Origin of the sequence: Proteus sp. HMSC14B05, assembly GCF_001808035.1 — a bacterium.
In the GTDB taxonomy this organism is placed as follows: Bacteria; Pseudomonadota; Gammaproteobacteria; order Enterobacterales; family Enterobacteriaceae; genus Proteus; species Proteus mirabilis.
Map to the genome: position 1 here is coordinate 103,327 of NZ_KV791986.1, position 17,687 is coordinate 121,013.

13 protein-coding genes are annotated in these 17,687 nt (G+C 38.4%); 7 read left to right on the plus strand and 6 right to left on the minus strand.

What is annotated here, in order from left to right; all coding sequences use genetic code 11:
• The first annotated feature begins 272 nt into the window (after nt 1-272).
• Entirely contained in the window at nt 273-1,556 is a 1,284-nt protein-coding gene (locus HMPREF3129_RS09140; protein ID WP_004244410.1) for a citrate synthase, read from the plus strand.
• A gap of 69 nt (nt 1,557-1,625) precedes the next feature.
• On the opposite strand, the gene HMPREF3129_RS09145 is transcribed toward HMPREF3129_RS09140, so the two are convergent.
• Nucleotides 1,626-2,387 (minus strand): AraC family transcriptional regulator, encoded by a 762-nt coding sequence (locus tag HMPREF3129_RS09145; protein WP_004247546.1) that lies wholly within the window; start codon nt 2,385-2,387, stop codon nt 1,626-1,628.
• Nucleotides 2,388-2,489: 102 nt separating this feature from the next.
• On the opposite strand from HMPREF3129_RS09145, the gene HMPREF3129_RS09150 reads away from it, so the two are divergent.
• The 6 genes from HMPREF3129_RS09150 (at nt 2,490) to HMPREF3129_RS09175 (ending at nt 14,766) form a co-directional block, all read left to right on the plus strand.
• Nucleotides 2,490-3,620, plus strand: coding sequence for a multidrug effflux MFS transporter (locus HMPREF3129_RS09150; RefSeq protein ID WP_004244407.1), 1,131 nt, complete (start codon nt 2,490-2,492; stop codon nt 3,618-3,620).
• Nucleotides 3,621-4,006: 386 nt separating this feature from the next.
• Entirely contained in the window at nt 4,007-7,735 is a 3,729-nt protein-coding gene (locus HMPREF3129_RS09155) for a DUF4132 domain-containing protein (RefSeq protein ID WP_036919978.1), read from the plus strand.
• A 25-nt stretch (nt 7,736-7,760) separates the two neighbouring features.
• Nucleotides 7,761-8,870 carry an ATP-binding protein gene (locus HMPREF3129_RS09160; protein ID WP_004252202.1) on the plus strand — a complete coding sequence of 370 codons (1,110 nt, stop codon included), beginning with the start codon at nt 7,761-7,763 and terminating at the stop codon, nt 8,868-8,870.
• Nucleotides 8,871-8,970: 100 nt separating this feature from the next.
• Complete coding sequence (locus HMPREF3129_RS09165) at nt 8,971-11,553, plus strand: DUF5682 family protein (protein WP_036919976.1); 2,583 nt, start codon at nt 8,971-8,973, stop codon at nt 11,551-11,553.
• Nucleotides 11,540-12,694, plus strand: a complete 1,155-nt coding sequence (locus HMPREF3129_RS09170; RefSeq protein WP_004244403.1) for a VWA domain-containing protein — start codon at nt 11,540-11,542, stop codon at nt 12,692-12,694. The genes HMPREF3129_RS09165 and HMPREF3129_RS09170 overlap by 14 nt, the downstream gene beginning before the upstream one ends.
• The gene (locus HMPREF3129_RS09175; RefSeq protein WP_036919974.1) at nt 12,691-14,766 is read left to right on the plus strand and encodes a hypothetical protein; all 2,076 of its coding nucleotides are present in this window, start codon (nt 12,691-12,693) and stop codon (nt 14,764-14,766) included. The genes HMPREF3129_RS09170 and HMPREF3129_RS09175 overlap by 4 nt, the downstream gene beginning before the upstream one ends.
• Before the next feature lie 80 nt (nt 14,767-14,846).
• On the opposite strand, the gene HMPREF3129_RS09180 is transcribed toward HMPREF3129_RS09175, so the two are convergent.
• The 5 genes from HMPREF3129_RS09180 to HMPREF3129_RS09200 form a co-directional block, all read right to left on the minus strand.
• Nucleotides 14,847-15,590, minus strand: a complete 744-nt coding sequence (locus HMPREF3129_RS09180; RefSeq protein ID WP_020945351.1) for a type 2 GTP cyclohydrolase I — start codon at nt 15,588-15,590, stop codon at nt 14,847-14,849.
• A 223-nt stretch (nt 15,591-15,813) separates the two neighbouring features.
• Nucleotides 15,814-16,020, minus strand: coding sequence for a YbfA family protein (locus HMPREF3129_RS09185; RefSeq protein WP_004247539.1), 207 nt, complete (start codon nt 16,018-16,020; stop codon nt 15,814-15,816).
• A 314-nt stretch (nt 16,021-16,334) separates the two neighbouring features.
• Nucleotides 16,335-16,619, minus strand: a complete 285-nt coding sequence (nadS, locus tag HMPREF3129_RS09190; RefSeq protein ID WP_004247538.1) for a NadS family protein — start codon at nt 16,617-16,619, stop codon at nt 16,335-16,337.
• 1 nt (nt 16,620) lies between these two features.
• Nucleotides 16,621-16,953, minus strand: coding sequence for a type II toxin-antitoxin system RelE/ParE family toxin (locus tag HMPREF3129_RS09195; protein WP_036919972.1), 333 nt, complete (start codon nt 16,951-16,953; stop codon nt 16,621-16,623).
• 148 nt (nt 16,954-17,101) lie between these two features.
• Nucleotides 17,102-17,584: a YehS family protein gene (locus HMPREF3129_RS09200; protein ID WP_004247536.1), complete on the minus strand. Its 483-nt coding sequence runs from the start codon at nt 17,582-17,584 to the stop codon at nt 17,102-17,104.
• Nucleotides 17,585-17,687: the final 103 nt, after the last annotated feature.

Below are 17,687 nucleotides of genomic sequence, written 5' to 3' on the forward strand. Positions count from 1 at the left end.
GCAAACACGCTTCCAGAAATCGAAAACTTATGTAAAAGTGTAAGCAGAACACATTCTAAGTGCCTTGCATAAAAAAGCACCTAAAAAACATAACATCAAAAGCTCCTTAACAAAAGTGACACACTATAGACCTACGGTTTTACTCGTGTTAAGCCATAAAATAAAACTCGCTAGGTACTTTTTATCAACTATAGTTTCACTATCGAAGTGCATCTTTATGAAGATACCCTCGACTTTGTTAGGAGACATAATAAGCGCTAAGGAGATTATAAATGGCTGATAACAAAGCTAAGTTAACGATTGGTGAAACTTCTGTGGACTTGGACGTTCTCTCCCCTACACTCGGTTCCAAAGTCATTGATATTCGTACTCTCGGCTCCAAAGGTTATTACACCTATGATCCAGGCTTTACCTCAACGGCATCTTGTGAATCGAAAATTACCTATATCGACGGTAATAACGGGATTTTACTGCACCGCGGTTTCCCAATTGGGCAATTGGCTACTGAGTCAACCTACTTAGAAGTATGTTATATCCTGCTTTATGGCGAAGCACCGACCCAAGAGCAATACGATAAATTTAAAACAACCGTCACTCGCCATACCATGATCCATGAGCAAATCACCCGCCTGTTCCATGGTTTCCGTCGTGACTCACACCCGATGGCTGTACTTTGTGGTGTGACAGGAGCTTTAGCTGCCTTTTACCATGATGCGCTTGATGTCTCTAATCCAGTTCACCGTGATATCACAGCATATCGTTTACTGTCTAAGATGCCTACTGTAGCCGCAATGTGTTACAAGTACTCCATAGGACAACCTTTTGTTTATCCAAGAAACGATCTGTCTTATGCAGGTAACTTCCTACATATGATGTTTGCCACACCTTGTGAAGAGTATGTGGTTAACCCAGTTCTTGAACGTGCGATGGATAGGATCTTTATTCTTCATGCCGACCATGAACAAAATGCTTCAACATCTACTGTACGTACTGCAGGCTCTTCAGGTGCAAATCCATTTGCCTGTATTGCTGCGGGTATTGCTTCACTATGGGGACCTGCTCATGGTGGTGCTAACGAAGCTTGTTTACGTATGTTGGAAGAGATCAAAACCGTTGAACATATTCCTGAATTTATTAAACGCGCAAAAGACAAGAATGATTCTTTCCGTTTAATGGGCTTTGGTCACCGTGTATATAAAAACTACGATCCGCGTGCAACAGTCATGCGCGAAACTTGTCACGAAGTATTAAAAGAACTGAATCTCAATGACAGTTTACTTGAAGTGGCAATGGAATTAGAACGCATCGCCTTAAATGACCCGTATTTTATTGAGAAAAAACTCTATCCTAACGTCGATTTCTACTCAGGTATTATTCTAAAAGCGCTAGGTATTCCATCAAATATGTTTACGGTCATTTTCGCTATTGCACGTACTATCGGTTGGATTGCTCACTGGAATGAAATGCATGAAGATGGACTGAAAATTGCACGTCCTCGTCAGTTATATACTGGCTATAACGAGCGTAAATTCCATAGTGAACTTAAAAATAAATAAATCGATTTAAACACGATTTATTGACTGGCTAAGCCCCGTTTTTGCGGGGCTTTATGCTATTAGCATGGATCAATTTCTTAAATACTCTTGTGGTGTTTGCCCGGTCATTTTCTTAAAAAAAGTGATAAAGGCACTATCGCTGGCAAACCCTAATAATTGACTAATTTCTAAATAACGATGATGTGTGGCTAATAGCTCTATCGCTTTCATTAATCGCCATTGCTGACGCCATTGTTGATAGCTTAATCCTGTTTCTTTATAAAATAATCGAGTAATGGTTTTTTCACTAGCGCCAATATATTGCGCTAATTCTTGTAGTGGCGGAGGTAATTCATCGAAAGATAATTTTCTTAACCGTCTATCATTGGGCATTGATAAATGATTAGGTTGACGTTTAGCTTGCTGAATTTCATCTAAAAAAACAGCTAATAAATTTGCATACCGCCCTACTTCCCACTGGGTGTCAAAATCAGCAATGGCAATACGCTCTAATATCTCTCTAAGTAAAGGTGAAATAGTCAGTATTTCGCTTTCAGTTGGGAAACGATGATGAAATTTATCGGCAATATAAACTGAACGATAACCTACAGCCGCATACATCTCGACTCGATGTTCCAGTTTTGGCGGGATCCAGGCAATTCTCATGGGTGGCAAAACAGATACACGAGAGGCTAAAGTAATTCTCATACAACCCGATTGAGTAAACAGTAACTGCCCCCTATCATGTGAGTGAAAACCTGAATCATGTTTTCCCATCTCTGCGGCAATACCCACAACTGATGCAAGGTGTTCTTCTGGCACAAAGTGGTCGTATTGATTAAGCCAAGCCATCACTTGTCCTATTTGGTAAATATTATGTCTTTATATATATAACAAGACAATTATTATCACTGTATTCTGTCATCAAAGTATCAAGCTTTAGGAAAACAAAGAATGAACAGAAAACTCTCTCTATGGTTAGCAATTGCGTTAATGATGTTTCCACAAATTGCAGAAACCATTTATAGCCCAGCACTTACTGATATTTCAAATGGTTTTAGAGTCAGTGCCAATGAAGCAGGGCAAACACTTTCGCTCTACTTTTTTGCTTTTGCACTCGGTGTCATTATATGGGGTCGTTTATGTGATGTCATTGGCCGGCGCCCAACAATGTTAGCAGGGTTATTTATTTATGCCATTGCTTGTATTGGTGTCTTTATGACCGATAATTTTTCTGTATTACTGATATTACGTATGCTTTCTGCTTTTGGTGCTGCAGTTGGCTCTGTAGGAACACAAACTATTATGCGTGATGTTTATAGTGGTGAAGAATTAGCCAAAGTATTTTCCGTTATGGGAGCGGCAATCGCATTAAGTCCGGCTATTGGTATGTTAAGTGGTTCTTTACTGGTGAGCTATGCAGGTTATCAAGGGGTATTTAGTGGCCTTGCTCTTCTCGCCGTCGTTTTATTGCTGTGGAGTACTATTGCATTACCAGAAAGTCGCCCTGCAACAATAAAAACCGCACCACTAGCGGAAACAGCGATAAAAATGCTGAAAGATAAGCAAATTGCCAAGACTATACTTTTAATTGCTTTTTTTAATATCAGTCTATTTGCTTATTACCAACTAGCACCTTTTATGTTTGATAATCAAGGTTATAGTGCAAGTACTTTTGGCTATAGTGGTATTGTATTAGCAATAGGTGTCGGTATTGGTTCTTACATTAATAAAGCATTATTAAGCCATCATTGGCAATGTGAGAAATTAGTATTACTTGCAAGTATTATTGCAGTAATTAGTGCTGTAGGTGTTTATTTATTACGCAATCACATTAGTTTTATTATTCCAATGATGACAAGTGTCGTTGCCTATGGCATTGCTATTCCAAATATCTTAGCGACAGCTTTAGCGCAATATAAAGATCGCTTAGGCACAGCGGGTGCACTATTAGGTTTATTCTACTATTTACTTATTGGTGGTGGTTTAGCACTGGCTGGATGGGGACAAAGTTTAGCGATTACCTTGCTGATTTGTAGTATAGGTGCTTTGTTACTCTCTTTCTCTCGCCAAACAGCAAAATAATATATTTAAAAGAGCTTGTTATATTTATAAGAAGCTCTTTTTATTTTGTAACATTTCGAAAAAATCAAGAATAGAAAGATTAACTTGTCTACAGGACTAAGTGTTAATACTTAGCAAATTAAACAGACAATTCTTAATCTTTTTAAAATCCACAAAAAACGCCTTTATTATCACTTCTTAACTTTTAGTACTTTTTCCTGAGATTGCATTTTATATAATGATGAATTGAATATTAATAAAGTTAGATTGGCTTTTTCAGTGTTTATATCCATATATTTAACAAATGTTATGCCTTGACTTTATTTTCGCCAGTAATAATAAATTGTTCGTTTTACTGTTTCATGGTAAAAAAAACTGTTTATCCATACATGGCTTAAGGAACTGGCGTGATAAAAAAAATATTAGATATTCTCCCTATTTTTGGGAAAAAAGACGTCGATATTACTGAACAATATCTTCAAGGCTCTCTTGTCCTACTGGCTATATTTGATGAAAGTTTACCTAAGCGTGCATTAGATTATGTACTTACAGGTACAAACCCTGAAATTCTATTTGAATTAAATAAACTAGATGCAGCGAAAGCCGCCGTTTATTTTCATCGTGCGGGAACATTAGAGTGGTGGTATGCCAGTAATGTTGATACAGGAAAGTACGGTAAGGTTATCACCCAAGGCCTTAATGCCCGCCATAAACTCTACTCAAAGATTGGTGAAAGTTTTTCCTTAGAGCAAGTGGCCCGTTTTGCCAAAGTCATCGCTGCCGCATGTCAAGATATCAATATTAAAGTAACAACAACGCAAGTCCCCACTTGGGTTATCTACCTGTTAGTTGATGCGTTTTATACCACTTACGATAATGCACGTAACCTTAATTTAGAACATCGTAAACATTGGAGTATGGAGTTTATCGCCAATATGGTCGAAGCAGAGGCCAATATTGCCGGTGAAAATGCGTTATTTGCAATTTTTGATAGAAAAGATGTCTCTGAATATTATGCCGCTAATCTTAAGCGTATTTATGAACTGTGTGATTTAAAAGACTATCTACTTTCACATCAAGAATTTGTTAGAAAAGAATTAGTTGAAAAACTTTCAGCGAATGGCTTAGTCGAGCTAATAAATTATCTAAATAAAAATACGATATTACGCGATACTTTTGCAGATATTATTGTTTTACTTGCCACTAGCAGTTTAAGAACCGTCAAAAAAACGGCTGAACCTATTTTAAATACCTTACCTGCTGAAATCGTAAAAGAAAATTTAACCCATGTTTTAATGAATGGTACTCCCAAACAACGTACACAAGCCGCTGATTTATTCGCGCGCCAAGGTGAAAACCGTGATGTGCTGGCAGAAGCATTAAAACATGAAACCTCAAAAGCAGTTATCAAGAGCATTGAAAGTGCGCTACAACGTTTTTGTGTTGCTGATAATGCAAATACCGTTGAAGCCATTAAAGCGCCTGATTTTACTCCCTTAGAAGACACACCATTACCCGATAGTGCCCGCGATATTCTGGTGAATAACTTCAATGAAATGTTAGTAAAAGCAAAAGAAAATGCTGAACGTGAAATTGAAGAAAATAAAACGTCTAAACACTCTTATAATTGGGCACAACGCCATTATAAAGATCTCTCTAAAATTGATGAAAAACAGTGTCGCGCATTAGTGGATAAACTCAATAGCGGACAAGGCACTATTCAAGTCAATGAGATCCAAATAATTAAACACAAAAACCGTATTCCTAATTTACCTGAATACACCTTTTTCCATGCCGTGCGCGTGATCACCAATAACCGCCAACATGCGGATCACTTTTCCTCTCACTATTTTAATAGTGATATTCCTGAACGTTTATTGAGTGATATTGAATTACGACACGTTGAAAATGTATTAGAACGATGTCATTTCAAACGTGCAACGCGTATCACAGCGGCGCTGTGCTTAGAATCTTATCAAGATGGCTTACGTCGTTTCCGTAAACCAGAACAAGTTTGGCCTTTCTTCTCTCAACATACTGATTATATTGCAGAAGCGCTAAACTTAATGCCAAATCAAAGTGAACACCGCTATCGCCAATTTGAAACTTCACAAGGTATTGAAGTATTAAGCCGTTTTCCAACCATTCCTGCACAATTCGTTCCGCGTATCATGGAATTGGCTCTAGGTGAAAATAAAACACACCGAGTTTCAGCTCAGAAATTATTAGAAACCTTACCGAATATTCACTTAAGTGCACAAGAAGGCTTAACTTCAAGTAAACAAGAAATTCGAGTCACCGCGATTGAATGGTTAGCACGTTTAAATAACCCTGACTCATTACCTGCCCTTAATGCCTTACTGAAAAAAGAGAAACGCGAAGTAGTACGAGCCGCTCTGCTCACTGCGTTAGAACAATTAGGTGAGGATATTTCAAGCTATTTATCGCCAAAGACATTATTAGCAGAAGCTGAAAAAGGTCTCAAAGCCAAACCACCCGCAAGCCTTGCTTGGTTTAACTTCGAGGCGATCCCTGCATTAACATGGGAAAACAAAAAAGCGGTTGATCCCGCGATTATTCGTTGGTGGATTATTCTCGCCGTCAAATTAAAAATGCCAGGGGGTAATGCGTTATTACAACGTTATATCAGCCTACTTTGCGTTGATAGCCAACATAAACTTTCAAGCTTTATCCTGCACACTTTTGTCGCTCAAGATATTAAAGGACCAACACTTGAAGAAGCGATGGCTGAAGCGCAACAAAATGCCCCTTCTCGATTAACACAATACAAAGATTGGGCCAAACGTTATCCTGAATATTATGCTAAATATGAAACCTATACTTTAGAGCAAGTCGTCGAAGAAATTAAAAACGAGGTACTACGTCGTTATTTAGGTTCGGCAATCAGCGATAAAGGAATGCTCGCGCTTATTTGTGGAATTGAGGGGCATATTGCAGTATCAGTATTACGTAACTATATGCGTGATCACTATCAGCGTCGTGCGCAAATCGAAGCGATGATTGATGCGGTAGCTTCAAGTAATGATCCTATTATCATTCAACTTCTGCTTTCATTATCACGTCGTTATCGCACAGCATCTGTGCAGGAAAAAGCGCGTAATTTAGTTACGCAAATAGCTGAACGCAATGGTTGGAGTGCTGATGAATTAGCCGATAGAACCATTCCAACCGCCGGCTTTGATGATTCAGGAACATTAGTACTGGAATATGGTGAGCGTACTTTCACCGCCAAAATGGATGCAAAACAAAAAATTGTTCTGTTTAATCCTGAAGGTAAGGAAGTTAAGTCATTACCTGCAGCACGCAAAAATGACGATCCAGAGCTGATTAAAGAAGCGAAAAAACTTTTCACTTCAAGTAAAAAAGAACTTAAACAAGTTATTGAATTACAAAGTGTGCGTTTATATGAAGCGATGTGCGCGCAACGCCAATGGCTAAGCGCTGATTGGCAAGAGTATATTTTAGCTCACCCTATTATGCATAAATTGATTGAACAATTAGTTTGGCAAGAAGTAAAAGAGGGTGAAGTTATCAATACCTTCCGCCCTTCTGATGATGGTGCTTTACTTAACCTTGAAGATGACGAAGTCACCTTACAAAATGATTCTTTGATTCAATTAGCTCACGCCGCCCTAGTTAATGAAGATGAGCGTAAAGCATGGATTGCACACTTCAAAGATTACAAAGTGAAATTCTTATTTTCACAAATGGAACATAAGATCCCTGATTTAGATCTGACACAAACAGAAGTTGAAGACCGAAAAGGTTGGATCACAGACACCTTCACCTTACGGGGTATTTTAACCAAAATGGGCTATCAGCGAGGCCCTGCTGAAGATGGAGGCTCGTTCTCTCACTATTACAAATTCTTCTCTAGCTTAAACTACTACGTCAATATCGGTTTTAGTGGTAGCTATGTACCAGAAGAAAATATTCCAGCGGTTTTATTCGATTTAAGTTTTGAGAAGGATCAGCAAAATTACTGGGATCGCAATAATATTGAGTTAAAGCAAGTACCACCGATTTTATTAGCAGAAAGCTACGCGGATTATCTAAAAGTCGCTGAAGCTTGTGCAGGATTTGATCCTGAATGGGAAAAGAAAACACCTTGGTAAAATTTAGGGATAATTAGGAAAGAATATGGCTAAAAAAGCACCCAAAGAACAACAAGCAATTAGGGAAAGTGCCGAGGTTCGATTTGCTGAAGAATTAGAACGCTTAACAAAAGCGGATGCTAATAATCCGAAGCCCCAAGGATGGCTTCGCTCTCCTCGAGCTGTGCGCCAATTTATTTTAGGTGATGATACTTTAGGTATCACACCTAAGTTTTTCGGTGATGATGCCTTAGTTGATCGTGCAATTGTTACATTATTAGGCAAACAGGGCTTAATGCTGGTTGGTGAGCCAGGTACAGCAAAATCAATGCTCTCAGAACTTTTTGCGGCTGCTATCAGTGGTGATTCAGGATTAACCATCCAAGGTACTGCAGGGACGACAGAAGATCATATCAAATACTCATGGAACTATGCGTTACTATTAGCAGAAGGCCCAACAGAACGAGCATTAGTCGGCTCACCGATTTATCAAGGCATGTTACAAGGTAAAATTGTTCGTTTTGAAGAGATAACTCGCTGTCCTCCTGAAATTCAAGATGTACTGGTTTCTTTAATGTCCGAAAAGCAGTTAATGATCCCTGAAATGGGCGACGGTGCGCGTATTAGTGCAAAACCCGGATTTAACTTGATTGGTACCGCAAACTTGCGTGACCGAGGTGTACATGAGATGTCTGCCGCATTAAAGCGACGTTTTAATTTTGAAACAGTAAAACCTATTCGTGATCCAGCTTTTGAAATCAGTTTGATCCAATCACAGCTTGAAAATGAGTTAGGTACTTTAGCGACAGAAATCACCGTTCCTATGGATGTGGTGGAATTACTGGTTACCACATTCCAAGAATTACGTTCAGGTAATACGCAAGATGGTGGCAATATCAAAACACCTGATGCGGTTATGTCAACAGCAGAAGCCGTAAATATCGCTTATGCTTGTGCGTTAGAAGCGCATTATTTAGGTGATGGCGTGATGAATGCCGGTGCGATTGCACGTCAATTAATCGGCGTTGTATTAAAAGATAATCCTGATGATATTAAGCGTATTCGTTATTACATGGACAACGTCGCCAGAGAAAGGGCCAGAAATAGTAAAGAGTGGAAAGCGTTCTTTGATGCATCAAAAGACTTTTGGCAATAAAACGTAAAGAGCTATAGCGAGGCATTAAAGTCTATTTATTTATCTATCAAAGGCAGAGTTAACTTACTCTGCTTTTTCACCCAAAAAAGGGATCAACACGGTGACGCTACCTTCAATATCTTTACCAACAAGAATTGACCAAGCCCGACTGAAATGGACGTCGTTACAGCAACAACATCTCTATTTTGCCCCTGTACGCCACCATAGCCCAGCTTGTGCTTATGCAGTTTTATCATTAATTGATTCTGTAAAACCTGATTATATCTTAATTGAAGGTCCGGATACCTTTAATTCGCTTATTCCTAGCCTAACGGATAAAGATACTCTCCCTCCTATTGCTATTATGGGGCAAGCCGAATATTGTCATCATGATAGTGGCCTAGAAGAGCGTGAAAAATCGCTACACTCTGCCTATTTCCCATTTTGTGAATATTCCCCTGAGTGGCAAGCTTTGCGAGGTGGTTTACGCATCAATGCAACAACACGTTTTATCGATTTACCTTGGGCGGCTCAAGTCAATAACGAAGAGTATAGCGATCTACAAAGCCGTAGCTTACAAAAAGAACGTTATTTAGCCCATAGCCAATTTATTGCACAATTAGCTAAACAATGTCATTGCCGTGATCATGATGATGTTTGGGAGCATCTTTTTGAGTTACGCAGTATTGAGGCATTAGCAGATTGGCAAACTCTGTTTAATGACATTTTTATTTGGTGTGCACTTGCACGCCTTGACTATGAACCTGAAGTACTTGCATCTGAAGGCTCTTCACAACGTGAAGCACATATGCTCACTCATATAAAAACCATCAAACAGCACGAGCCTAATGCCAAAATATTAATCGTCACAGGGGGAGCCCACACCCTTGCACTAATCGAAGGCTTAGCTTCTTCACAACCCCACTCTTTCGCTATTTCTAGCTCAGAACAAAAGCACTTTACTAAAATGCAAAAAATGGGCGAAAAAGAGCAAGCTTGGCTTATTCGCTATAGCTTTGACAGATTAGATGCACTTAATGGCTATGCATCTGGTATGCCATCTCCGGCTTTTTACCAACAAGCTTGGCAAAGCTTAATGCAACAACATCATGATAAATTAGAAAACAATGAGGCGGCAAAACAGCCAACGCAAGTTTATCGCAATAAAATGGGCATCGCCTTTTTAAGCTCAGTGGCTCAGACTATCAGAGAACAACAATTTGATAATCCACCCAGTTATTTAACCGTAAAACTAGCAGCCGAGCAGAGTTTACGCCTCGCTTTACTAAGAGAGCACACTGGTATGGGGCGTTATGATTTGCTTGATGGGTTACAAAGCGCCTTTATTAAAGGCAGTTTAGATGACAGTCAAAACGAATTATGGGACGAAATCAAAACCTGTTTTTCAGGTTATCTATTAGGACAAATTCCATTAGGTACAGCAACGCCCCCTTTAGTCAATGAAACCTATGAACGTGCCAAAGCGTTTCGCTTTAAACTTGATGATACATTAGCAAAAACTACAAAATGTGATGTTTATCGTAACCCCCAACATCGCTTAAGAAGTCGTTTTTTACATTTATTGGCATTTTTAGAAATCCATTTTGCCCACCGTGTCAATGGACCTGATTTTCTTTCTGGTCACCAGTTAGATCTATTATTTGAAGAATGGCAATATGCATGGACCCCCAATGTTGAAGGTGAACTGATCTCATTATCAGAAAAAGGCTCTCAACTTGAAACTATCGCCTTAAATAAACTGTTAGCAATGGAAAAACAGCTTGCAGAACAAGGAAAAAGCCGTTCAAGCCAAAGTGCGGTCACTTTGTTAATTCAAGCGGCATTAATTGGGCTCCACCAGCGTATCCCTACGCTATTTAAACTGCTAGATAGCTATATTCAGCAAGATTTTCGCCTTGAGTCATTAACACAATGTGGACATAAATTGATCCATTTATGGCGAGGTCGTCAATATCTTGATATTACCGATGAGCTGACATTGGAAAATAGGCTACATCAAGTGATCCCTCAAGCCTTCTTTTGCTTAGAGCAATTGGCTCAAGGTGATGAGCAACAACAAGAAAGCAATCTGCAAGCCCTACTTTCTTTACGTGAACTTATTGAGTTTATGCCATCACTGGATCATCAATATGATTATAAAAGTGATTTTTATCAGCAACTTAATCGCCTTGATGGACAGTTAGATACCGTTCCTTTATTAAAAGGTGCGGTAGATGCATTACGTTATCTAGGTTCGTATATTGACGAAAAGACCTTAGCGGCCGTGTTAAATGCGACCTTTAGTACAGGCAGCGCTCCCGAACATGCCATTGGTTATTTTGTCGGTATAATGCGCACCGCACCAGAGCTAGTCATTCGCCTGCCGTTGTTAGTCAATCACTTAAATAGCTTATTACAGCAATGGGATGAAGAACGTTTTATTCAGATTTTACCTGATTTGCGTTTTGCCTTTAGCCAACTTAATCCCAAACAAAATGCAGAGCTTGCACAATATATTGCTAATGATATTGGTTTAGATACGCAAGCCTTATCACTATGGCAATCAGAATTTAGTGCCAAGCAAATGCTTGAAGCCACTAAACTCAATCAAAAACTGCAACAGCGCATTAAGACACAAGGCATGATTTCTTGGTTTGAGGCGAAGAAAACAGAGAAAGGAGACCATACTCATGGAGAAGCATGATGATGATATGCCTAAAGATAAAATACAACAAGCCAAACGTTGGCGCTTGATTTTAGGCCAATACGCTGATGATGCTTTAGGGCAAGCCACGTTTAATGCTGATGATCTTAAAATTGAACGTACACTCGATTTTCTTTATCGCCGTGAATATCAGCGCCGAGGATTACGTCAAGAGCGCGGTCGCCATGGCTCTCTCGATGCATCGCAACTTACTGCCGTAAACTGGCTAAATCAAGCTCGCAAACTTTTTCCCAATAGCACATTTGAACGTATGCAATCACAAGCGATTGAACGTTATCAAATCAGTAGCTTTCTTAAAGATCCCAATACGCTAAAAGCTATGGAGCCGACTAAAGCGTTAGCTAAAACACTATTAAGCTTACGCGGACGAATGAGCGAAGAAACGCGAGATGCAGTAAAAACCATTATTCATAAAGTGGTTGAAGATATTTTGCGTCAAATTCGTAATAACTTTCGCCAATCATTAACCGGTCGTCGTAATCGCTTTAGACGCTCGTTAGTACCAAATAGTCGTAACTTTGATTGGCGTGCCACTATTGCCGCCAATTTAAAACATTACGATACCCAAAATCGTCGTTTAGTGATTGAAACCCCTTACTTTAATTCACGAATGCAACAGCATTTTCCATGGGATGTCATTCTCTGTGTTGACCAAAGTGCATCAATGTCTAGTTCCATTATGTATGCAGCTGTGTGTGCGAGTATTTTAGCTTCATTACCTGCTGTTAATGTCTCCTTAATCGTGTTTGATACTCAAGTTGTCGATTTATCACACTTAGCCGACGATCCCGTTGAAGTGTTAATGACAGTCCAATTAGGAGGAGGTACGGATATTGCTAGTGCCATGCAATATTGCGAAAGCTTAGTTAACAACCCTAAGCGTACTGTTATTTCGCTTATCAGTGACTTTGAAGAAGGGGGATCATTAACCCGATTATTAGATTGCACACAACGTCTCAATAGCCAACAAGTTAAATTATTAGGACTGGCAGCACTAGATGATGAGGCTCAACCGGTTTATGACTCAACTATCGCACAAAAACTCGCCGATAGAGGTATGCAAGTTGCAGCTTTAACCCCAGAACATTTCGCACAGTGGCTAGCAGAGGTAATGCAATGAGTTGGCAGACCGTTTATTTTCATTATGATGAAGATGCGCTTACCGTCTTTGCTAATGCCGGATTATTAAGACGCGCAAGAAAAGATGTTGATAACGAAAAAGTCTCTGTTACTGATGCAAATACAGGGCAATTTAGCAGTGATGGGCAAAAAGTCGTTTTACATGAAGCAGGCATTCAGCAAGCCAGTTGTGATTGTTCCGCATCAGGTTGTTGCAAACATATTTTATCCGCCATTTTATGGTTACAAGCCAACAACAATTCGACTGATGATATTAATACTGATAATCCCATTGAAACATCAGCAGAAAAAATTATAGCACCTGTTGAAACGCCGCCTTTATTACCCTCTTTATTTACGCTTGATCCCGAGTTACTCATCAAAAAAGCAGGTAAACCCGCCTGTCGGACTGCGATTAACTTAATTGAACAATGGGAAGATAAAACTTTAGTTCTAGAAGACACAGGAACCCAGCTAAAAATTCAACTCCCTGATGTTGATGAACCGGTCATTTTCTTACAAGCAAGTGGTTTCGATGGCATGTTATCCCCTTTTTCTAGCTCTCAGAAAAAAGCTTTTCATCTTGCTATTGTCGCGAAAATATTTGAGCAAAATACACAGCCTTGGACGTGGCCTGAAGATTTAATTCCCTTAAAATCTTCAAAACGCCCACTAAATGATGAAGAAATTGCCCTTATTAATACTATTGAACAATTTATTGATGATCTATTACGTCAAGGGCTATCACACATTAGTTTAAGTAGCGCAACGCAATTACATTTACTTAATATGTCTGCTCGTGCCGAGGGTTTACCTCGTTTAGCCTCTTATTTACGAACATTAAGTACTCAAGTCAAGCGGTTAGCAGAAAGACATTTCACTATGGATGAAAGCAATGTCTTACGTCTATTAGCTCATATCTCAGCCTATCTTTTCCAGCTATCTTATGCGACACCTGAACAATTAAAAACATTACGAGGACAACTTCGCCGTCAATATGATGATAAAAAAACCAGTCTCGCGCTTATTCCTATTGATGCACATTGGTGGACAGCACAAAGTGGCGCATTAGGCACAACTTTTACTTTCTGGGATAAAGAAGCAAAACAATTTTTACAAGCGACACAAGCTCGCCCTAATCAACTTGATACCCTATTTAATCGCTATAGTGTTTGGCATAGTTTATCGTTATGGAAACAAACTGCAGATAAGCTCATGCGCCGACCTTTCTTATTACAAGCGCCTCGTATTTCTGATGAAGGGAAACTAGCTACTATTGGCGATAGCTTTGCGCAAAATCAAACCGATTTTCTTGATGTCACAGATTATCATCAACTACAAACAGAATTAGGTATTCATAACTGGCAAGATTTACCCAATTATTTTACGGATCAACCAGAAGGATTTCTTTCCCCTCTGGTTTTACATATCAAAAGCTATAATCCCTTAATTTGGCATGAAGTAGAGCAGTGTGTTATTTGGGAAGTGGTAGATAATAATGGAAATTCGGCCTTTTTGCGCCTTTATTGGGAAGGCGAAACGCAAAATAATTTAGAAGAATTACGTTTTCTCACTAAACGAGAATTAGAAATCGTTGCGATCACCGTGCAACCTGTTCGACGTGATTTCAATATCGATTTATTACCCACCACCATTTGGATCAAAACAGAGCAAGGCATTGAAATGTTTTATCTCGATTTTGACCAATTTCCACGTAAGAAAAAACAGTCTGGTTTTATTAGTCATATTCAAGAATATATGGCTAAACGTAAGCGACAAACGGCAATGCATCACAGTGAACCTACCCTTGCACAAAAATTTTGTCGCCCCATTTTATCCGTATTGGAAGCCCAAGCATGTACAGGGCGAGAACAACTTTCTGCAATGCAAAAAGAGCAATTAGAGAGAAGCAAACAAATTGCTGACGATTTAGGTATGACATTAATAGCTAACCAATTAACTCGTTATCTCGCTTTAACTGCTCGTGACTCTCAAGCTTTATTACAGTTAATTTGGCTATGTGATAATCTGCAACAATTACAAAGCCCGTTACCCATTCAACTTAATGAATAAATTTCAAGGTTGTTGTTAAATAAAAAGCTATCTCACTTAGTTAATAAGAGAGATAGCTTATAGAATAGCAATAACTGGGTTTAGGCAGGATTATCAATATCGACAAAAGTAACATCTAAATGGTGAGTTTGTGCTAACCATTCACCTAATGCTTTAATACCATAACGCTCGGTAGCATGATGCCCAGCAGCGAAAAAATGCACGCCCATTTCTCTTGCTATATGAATCGTCTGCTCTGAGACTTCTCCTGTTACAAATGCATCAACACCTTGCTCTGCCACCTGTTGAATAAATCCTTGTCCTCCACCAGTACACCAAGCAATATGGCGAATAACATCTGGTGCATTGTCACCACAGTGAAGCACATTACGCTGTAAGGCTTTTTCGAGTCGTGTTTTTAATTCATTGGCTGTGACAGGTAGATCAAAAATCCCTTTCGGCACTAAAGGCTCGATCTCACCCTCAACTTTTACGCCCATTTTTAACGCTAATTGAGCGTTGTTACCTAAAATAGGATGGGCATCTAAAGGTAAGTGATAACCATATAGATTGAGATCATTACATAGTAGGGTTTTTAAGCGATTGCGTTTCATTGAACGGATAACAACTGGCTCATTCTTCCAAAAATAACCATGGTGAACTAATACAGCATCTGCATTTAAACGTACCGCTTCATCAAGTAAAGCTTGGCAAGCCGTTACTCCTGTCACTATTTTTTGAATATGAGGGCGCCCTTCTACTTGAAGACCATTAGGTGCGTAGTCGTGAAAATTCTCAATACTTAGCTTTTCATTAATAATTAATTCTAGATCAGTATTTTTCATATCCTGTTTCTCCTTGTTATCACGGCGCCACAGTGCGTAGTGTACATATGTGATAAATAACAATAGATTAATTAGCACTTCTCAAAGTGAATAACCTTTATTGTAACTTAAAATAAGAGAATAAATAGAACAGTGAAAAATACACGTGATAACACGTTAAAAAGGGTTTGAAGAAGGGGAAAAAATAACGCCTGTTTCAACAGGCGTTAAATGGAATTTTCTGTTATTTATGGCTAGTTAATGCCATTTCTGATTTAGCTAACCAAACTGGCTTATTGCTTGTTTTAGACCATACACGATGTAAATAGCTATAAAACTGAGCGCGTTTAGGATGAAAAACCATAACAGGAAATGCCACAATACCTAGCGCTACCGCACCAGTACGACGGGCTAAAACATGTTTTTTAGTGTATTCGTTATAAGCTGGCATAGTGTTCTCCTGCATAAAATGAATTGATGCTGAAATTTTACCTCATTTGATGAAATTTTACTACTGATCAGACCACTTATTTTGTGCGAAAAATCACCTTTATTTTGCTTGTAGTGTAATTAAATTTCACAATAGAAATAAAAATGAAACAAAATTGAAACAAAAACAAAAAACCTATTAACAAAGCAAACTAATACTTTATTGAATTACGGTTATAGTAAATAATTTCGCGAGTGCGAGTGAATGATAAAAAAGAGAAAATCAGAGAATGAGATTTACTGCTAAACAAAATAAGTTTAGCAGTAAACAAGAAATTAGATATTGGCTAACTCTTTAAATAAATTAGGGTTTTTATAAATAGCAATAAGTACTTTCGCTGTAAGCCCTGTCGGATTACGTCTTTTTAATTCCCAACTTTTTACAGTATCGATACTTGTCCCTAATGCATGTGCAAATTCACTTTGTGAAACGTTAAGTTGCTCCCTAATCGCTTTTACATCAGCAACTTCAAACCGAGTCACTTTCGATGCTTTTTTATCGCCATTTTTAATTTCTACGGCTTCTTCTAAAGAGGCTTTTAGATCATTGAAGAAACTCATATCACCGTTCACCTTTAAGTCTTTTTGTTAGTTTTTTTAACTCAATCTTTTCTGAATCAGTTAAACTAATTTTTATTGTTTTTGGATACGCCATAACTAAATAGATAACTTCTTTAGTCGCTAAAAAATAAATAACTCTAGTCCCCCCACTTTTACCTTTGTTACCTACAGCCATTCTTATTTTGCGTAATCCACCTGTTCCTTTAATTAAGTCGCCTTTATCAGGTTTACTGATAAGTTCATTTTGAAGTATTCTTATTTCTTTATCTGTAGCCAATAGTTTGATTTGCTGAGTAAATATTGAGGTTTCAATAAATTCTATAGCATGACTCATTAAGTTCCCTTTCTAATCCATCATTTAAAAGTGTACAATGTACACCATCAAAATTCAAGATTAAATACGAGTTCTCATACTATAAAGAATTTTCTTGAAAAAATTCTTCTATTTCTATTTAGAAGGAATAATTTGAATTAAGACATATTTATTTCTTCACCGCTTTGCCTTTGCCACGTAAGGTTTCAGTTAACCCTTTCAGAAAGTATCTCACCAGTTGATCGCCACAGTTACGGTAGTTTTTATGTCCTGGCTTACGAAATATCGCGCTAAGTTCAGGCTTAGAAACGCGAAAATCCGCTAGTTCATAAATGTTAATCATATCCATGTCTTTTAATTCAAAGGCAACACGTAATTTCTTTAAAATAATATTGTTGGTTATCCGTTTTTCGACTTCTGGAGTAGGATATTTTTCATCTTTACCACGACGATAAAAGATAAGCCCATTTAAAAAATGTCCCAAGGCCATATCATCACACTCAACAAAGGCAGGATCATCGTCTTTTTTTAACCACTGATTGACTTGCTGTTTAGTCGCTGTGAAATCCGCCAGTTTCATTATATCAACAATATGACCATCGCTAAGATCTAACATATAACGCACACTGCGTAACACATAATTATTTTGCATTGATTATCCGCTCTTTATTCAATTCTAAATCAATCATCAATGATGGATATCAATGTTGTGATCTAAAAGTTATTATGATTAAAAAATACACTCCACCTATAGG

Bases quoted from the DNA above. Each gene is read 5' to 3' on its own strand.
- HMPREF3129_RS09140 (WP_004244410.1), top strand. From the start codon at position 273: ATGGCTGATAACAAAGCTAAGTTAACGATTGGTGAAACTTCTGTGGAC.
- HMPREF3129_RS09145 (WP_004247546.1), bottom strand. From the start codon at position 2,387: ATGGCTTGGCTTAATCAATACGACCACTTTGTGCCAGAAGAACACCTT.
- HMPREF3129_RS09150 (WP_004244407.1), top strand. From the start codon at position 2,490: ATGAACAGAAAACTCTCTCTATGGTTAGCAATTGCGTTAATGATGTTT.
- HMPREF3129_RS09160 (WP_004252202.1), top strand. From the start codon at position 7,761: ATGGCTAAAAAAGCACCCAAAGAACAACAAGCAATTAGGGAAAGTGCC.
- HMPREF3129_RS09170 (WP_004244403.1), top strand. From the start codon at position 11,540: ATGGAGAAGCATGATGATGATATGCCTAAAGATAAAATACAACAAGCC.
- HMPREF3129_RS09175 (WP_036919974.1), top strand. From the start codon at position 12,691: ATGAGTTGGCAGACCGTTTATTTTCATTATGATGAAGATGCGCTTACC.
- HMPREF3129_RS09180 (WP_020945351.1), bottom strand. From the start codon at position 15,590: ATGAAAAATACTGATCTAGAATTAATTATTAATGAAAAGCTAAGTATT.
- HMPREF3129_RS09185 (WP_004247539.1), bottom strand. From the start codon at position 16,020: ATGCCAGCTTATAACGAATACACTAAAAAACATGTTTTAGCCCGTCGT.
- nadS (WP_004247538.1), bottom strand. From the start codon at position 16,619: ATGAGTTTCTTCAATGATCTAAAAGCCTCTTTAGAAGAAGCCGTAGAA.
- HMPREF3129_RS09195 (WP_036919972.1), bottom strand. From the start codon at position 16,953: ATGAGTCATGCTATAGAATTTATTGAAACCTCAATATTTACTCAGCAA.
- HMPREF3129_RS09200 (WP_004247536.1), bottom strand. From the start codon at position 17,584: ATGCAAAATAATTATGTGTTACGCAGTGTGCGTTATATGTTAGATCTT.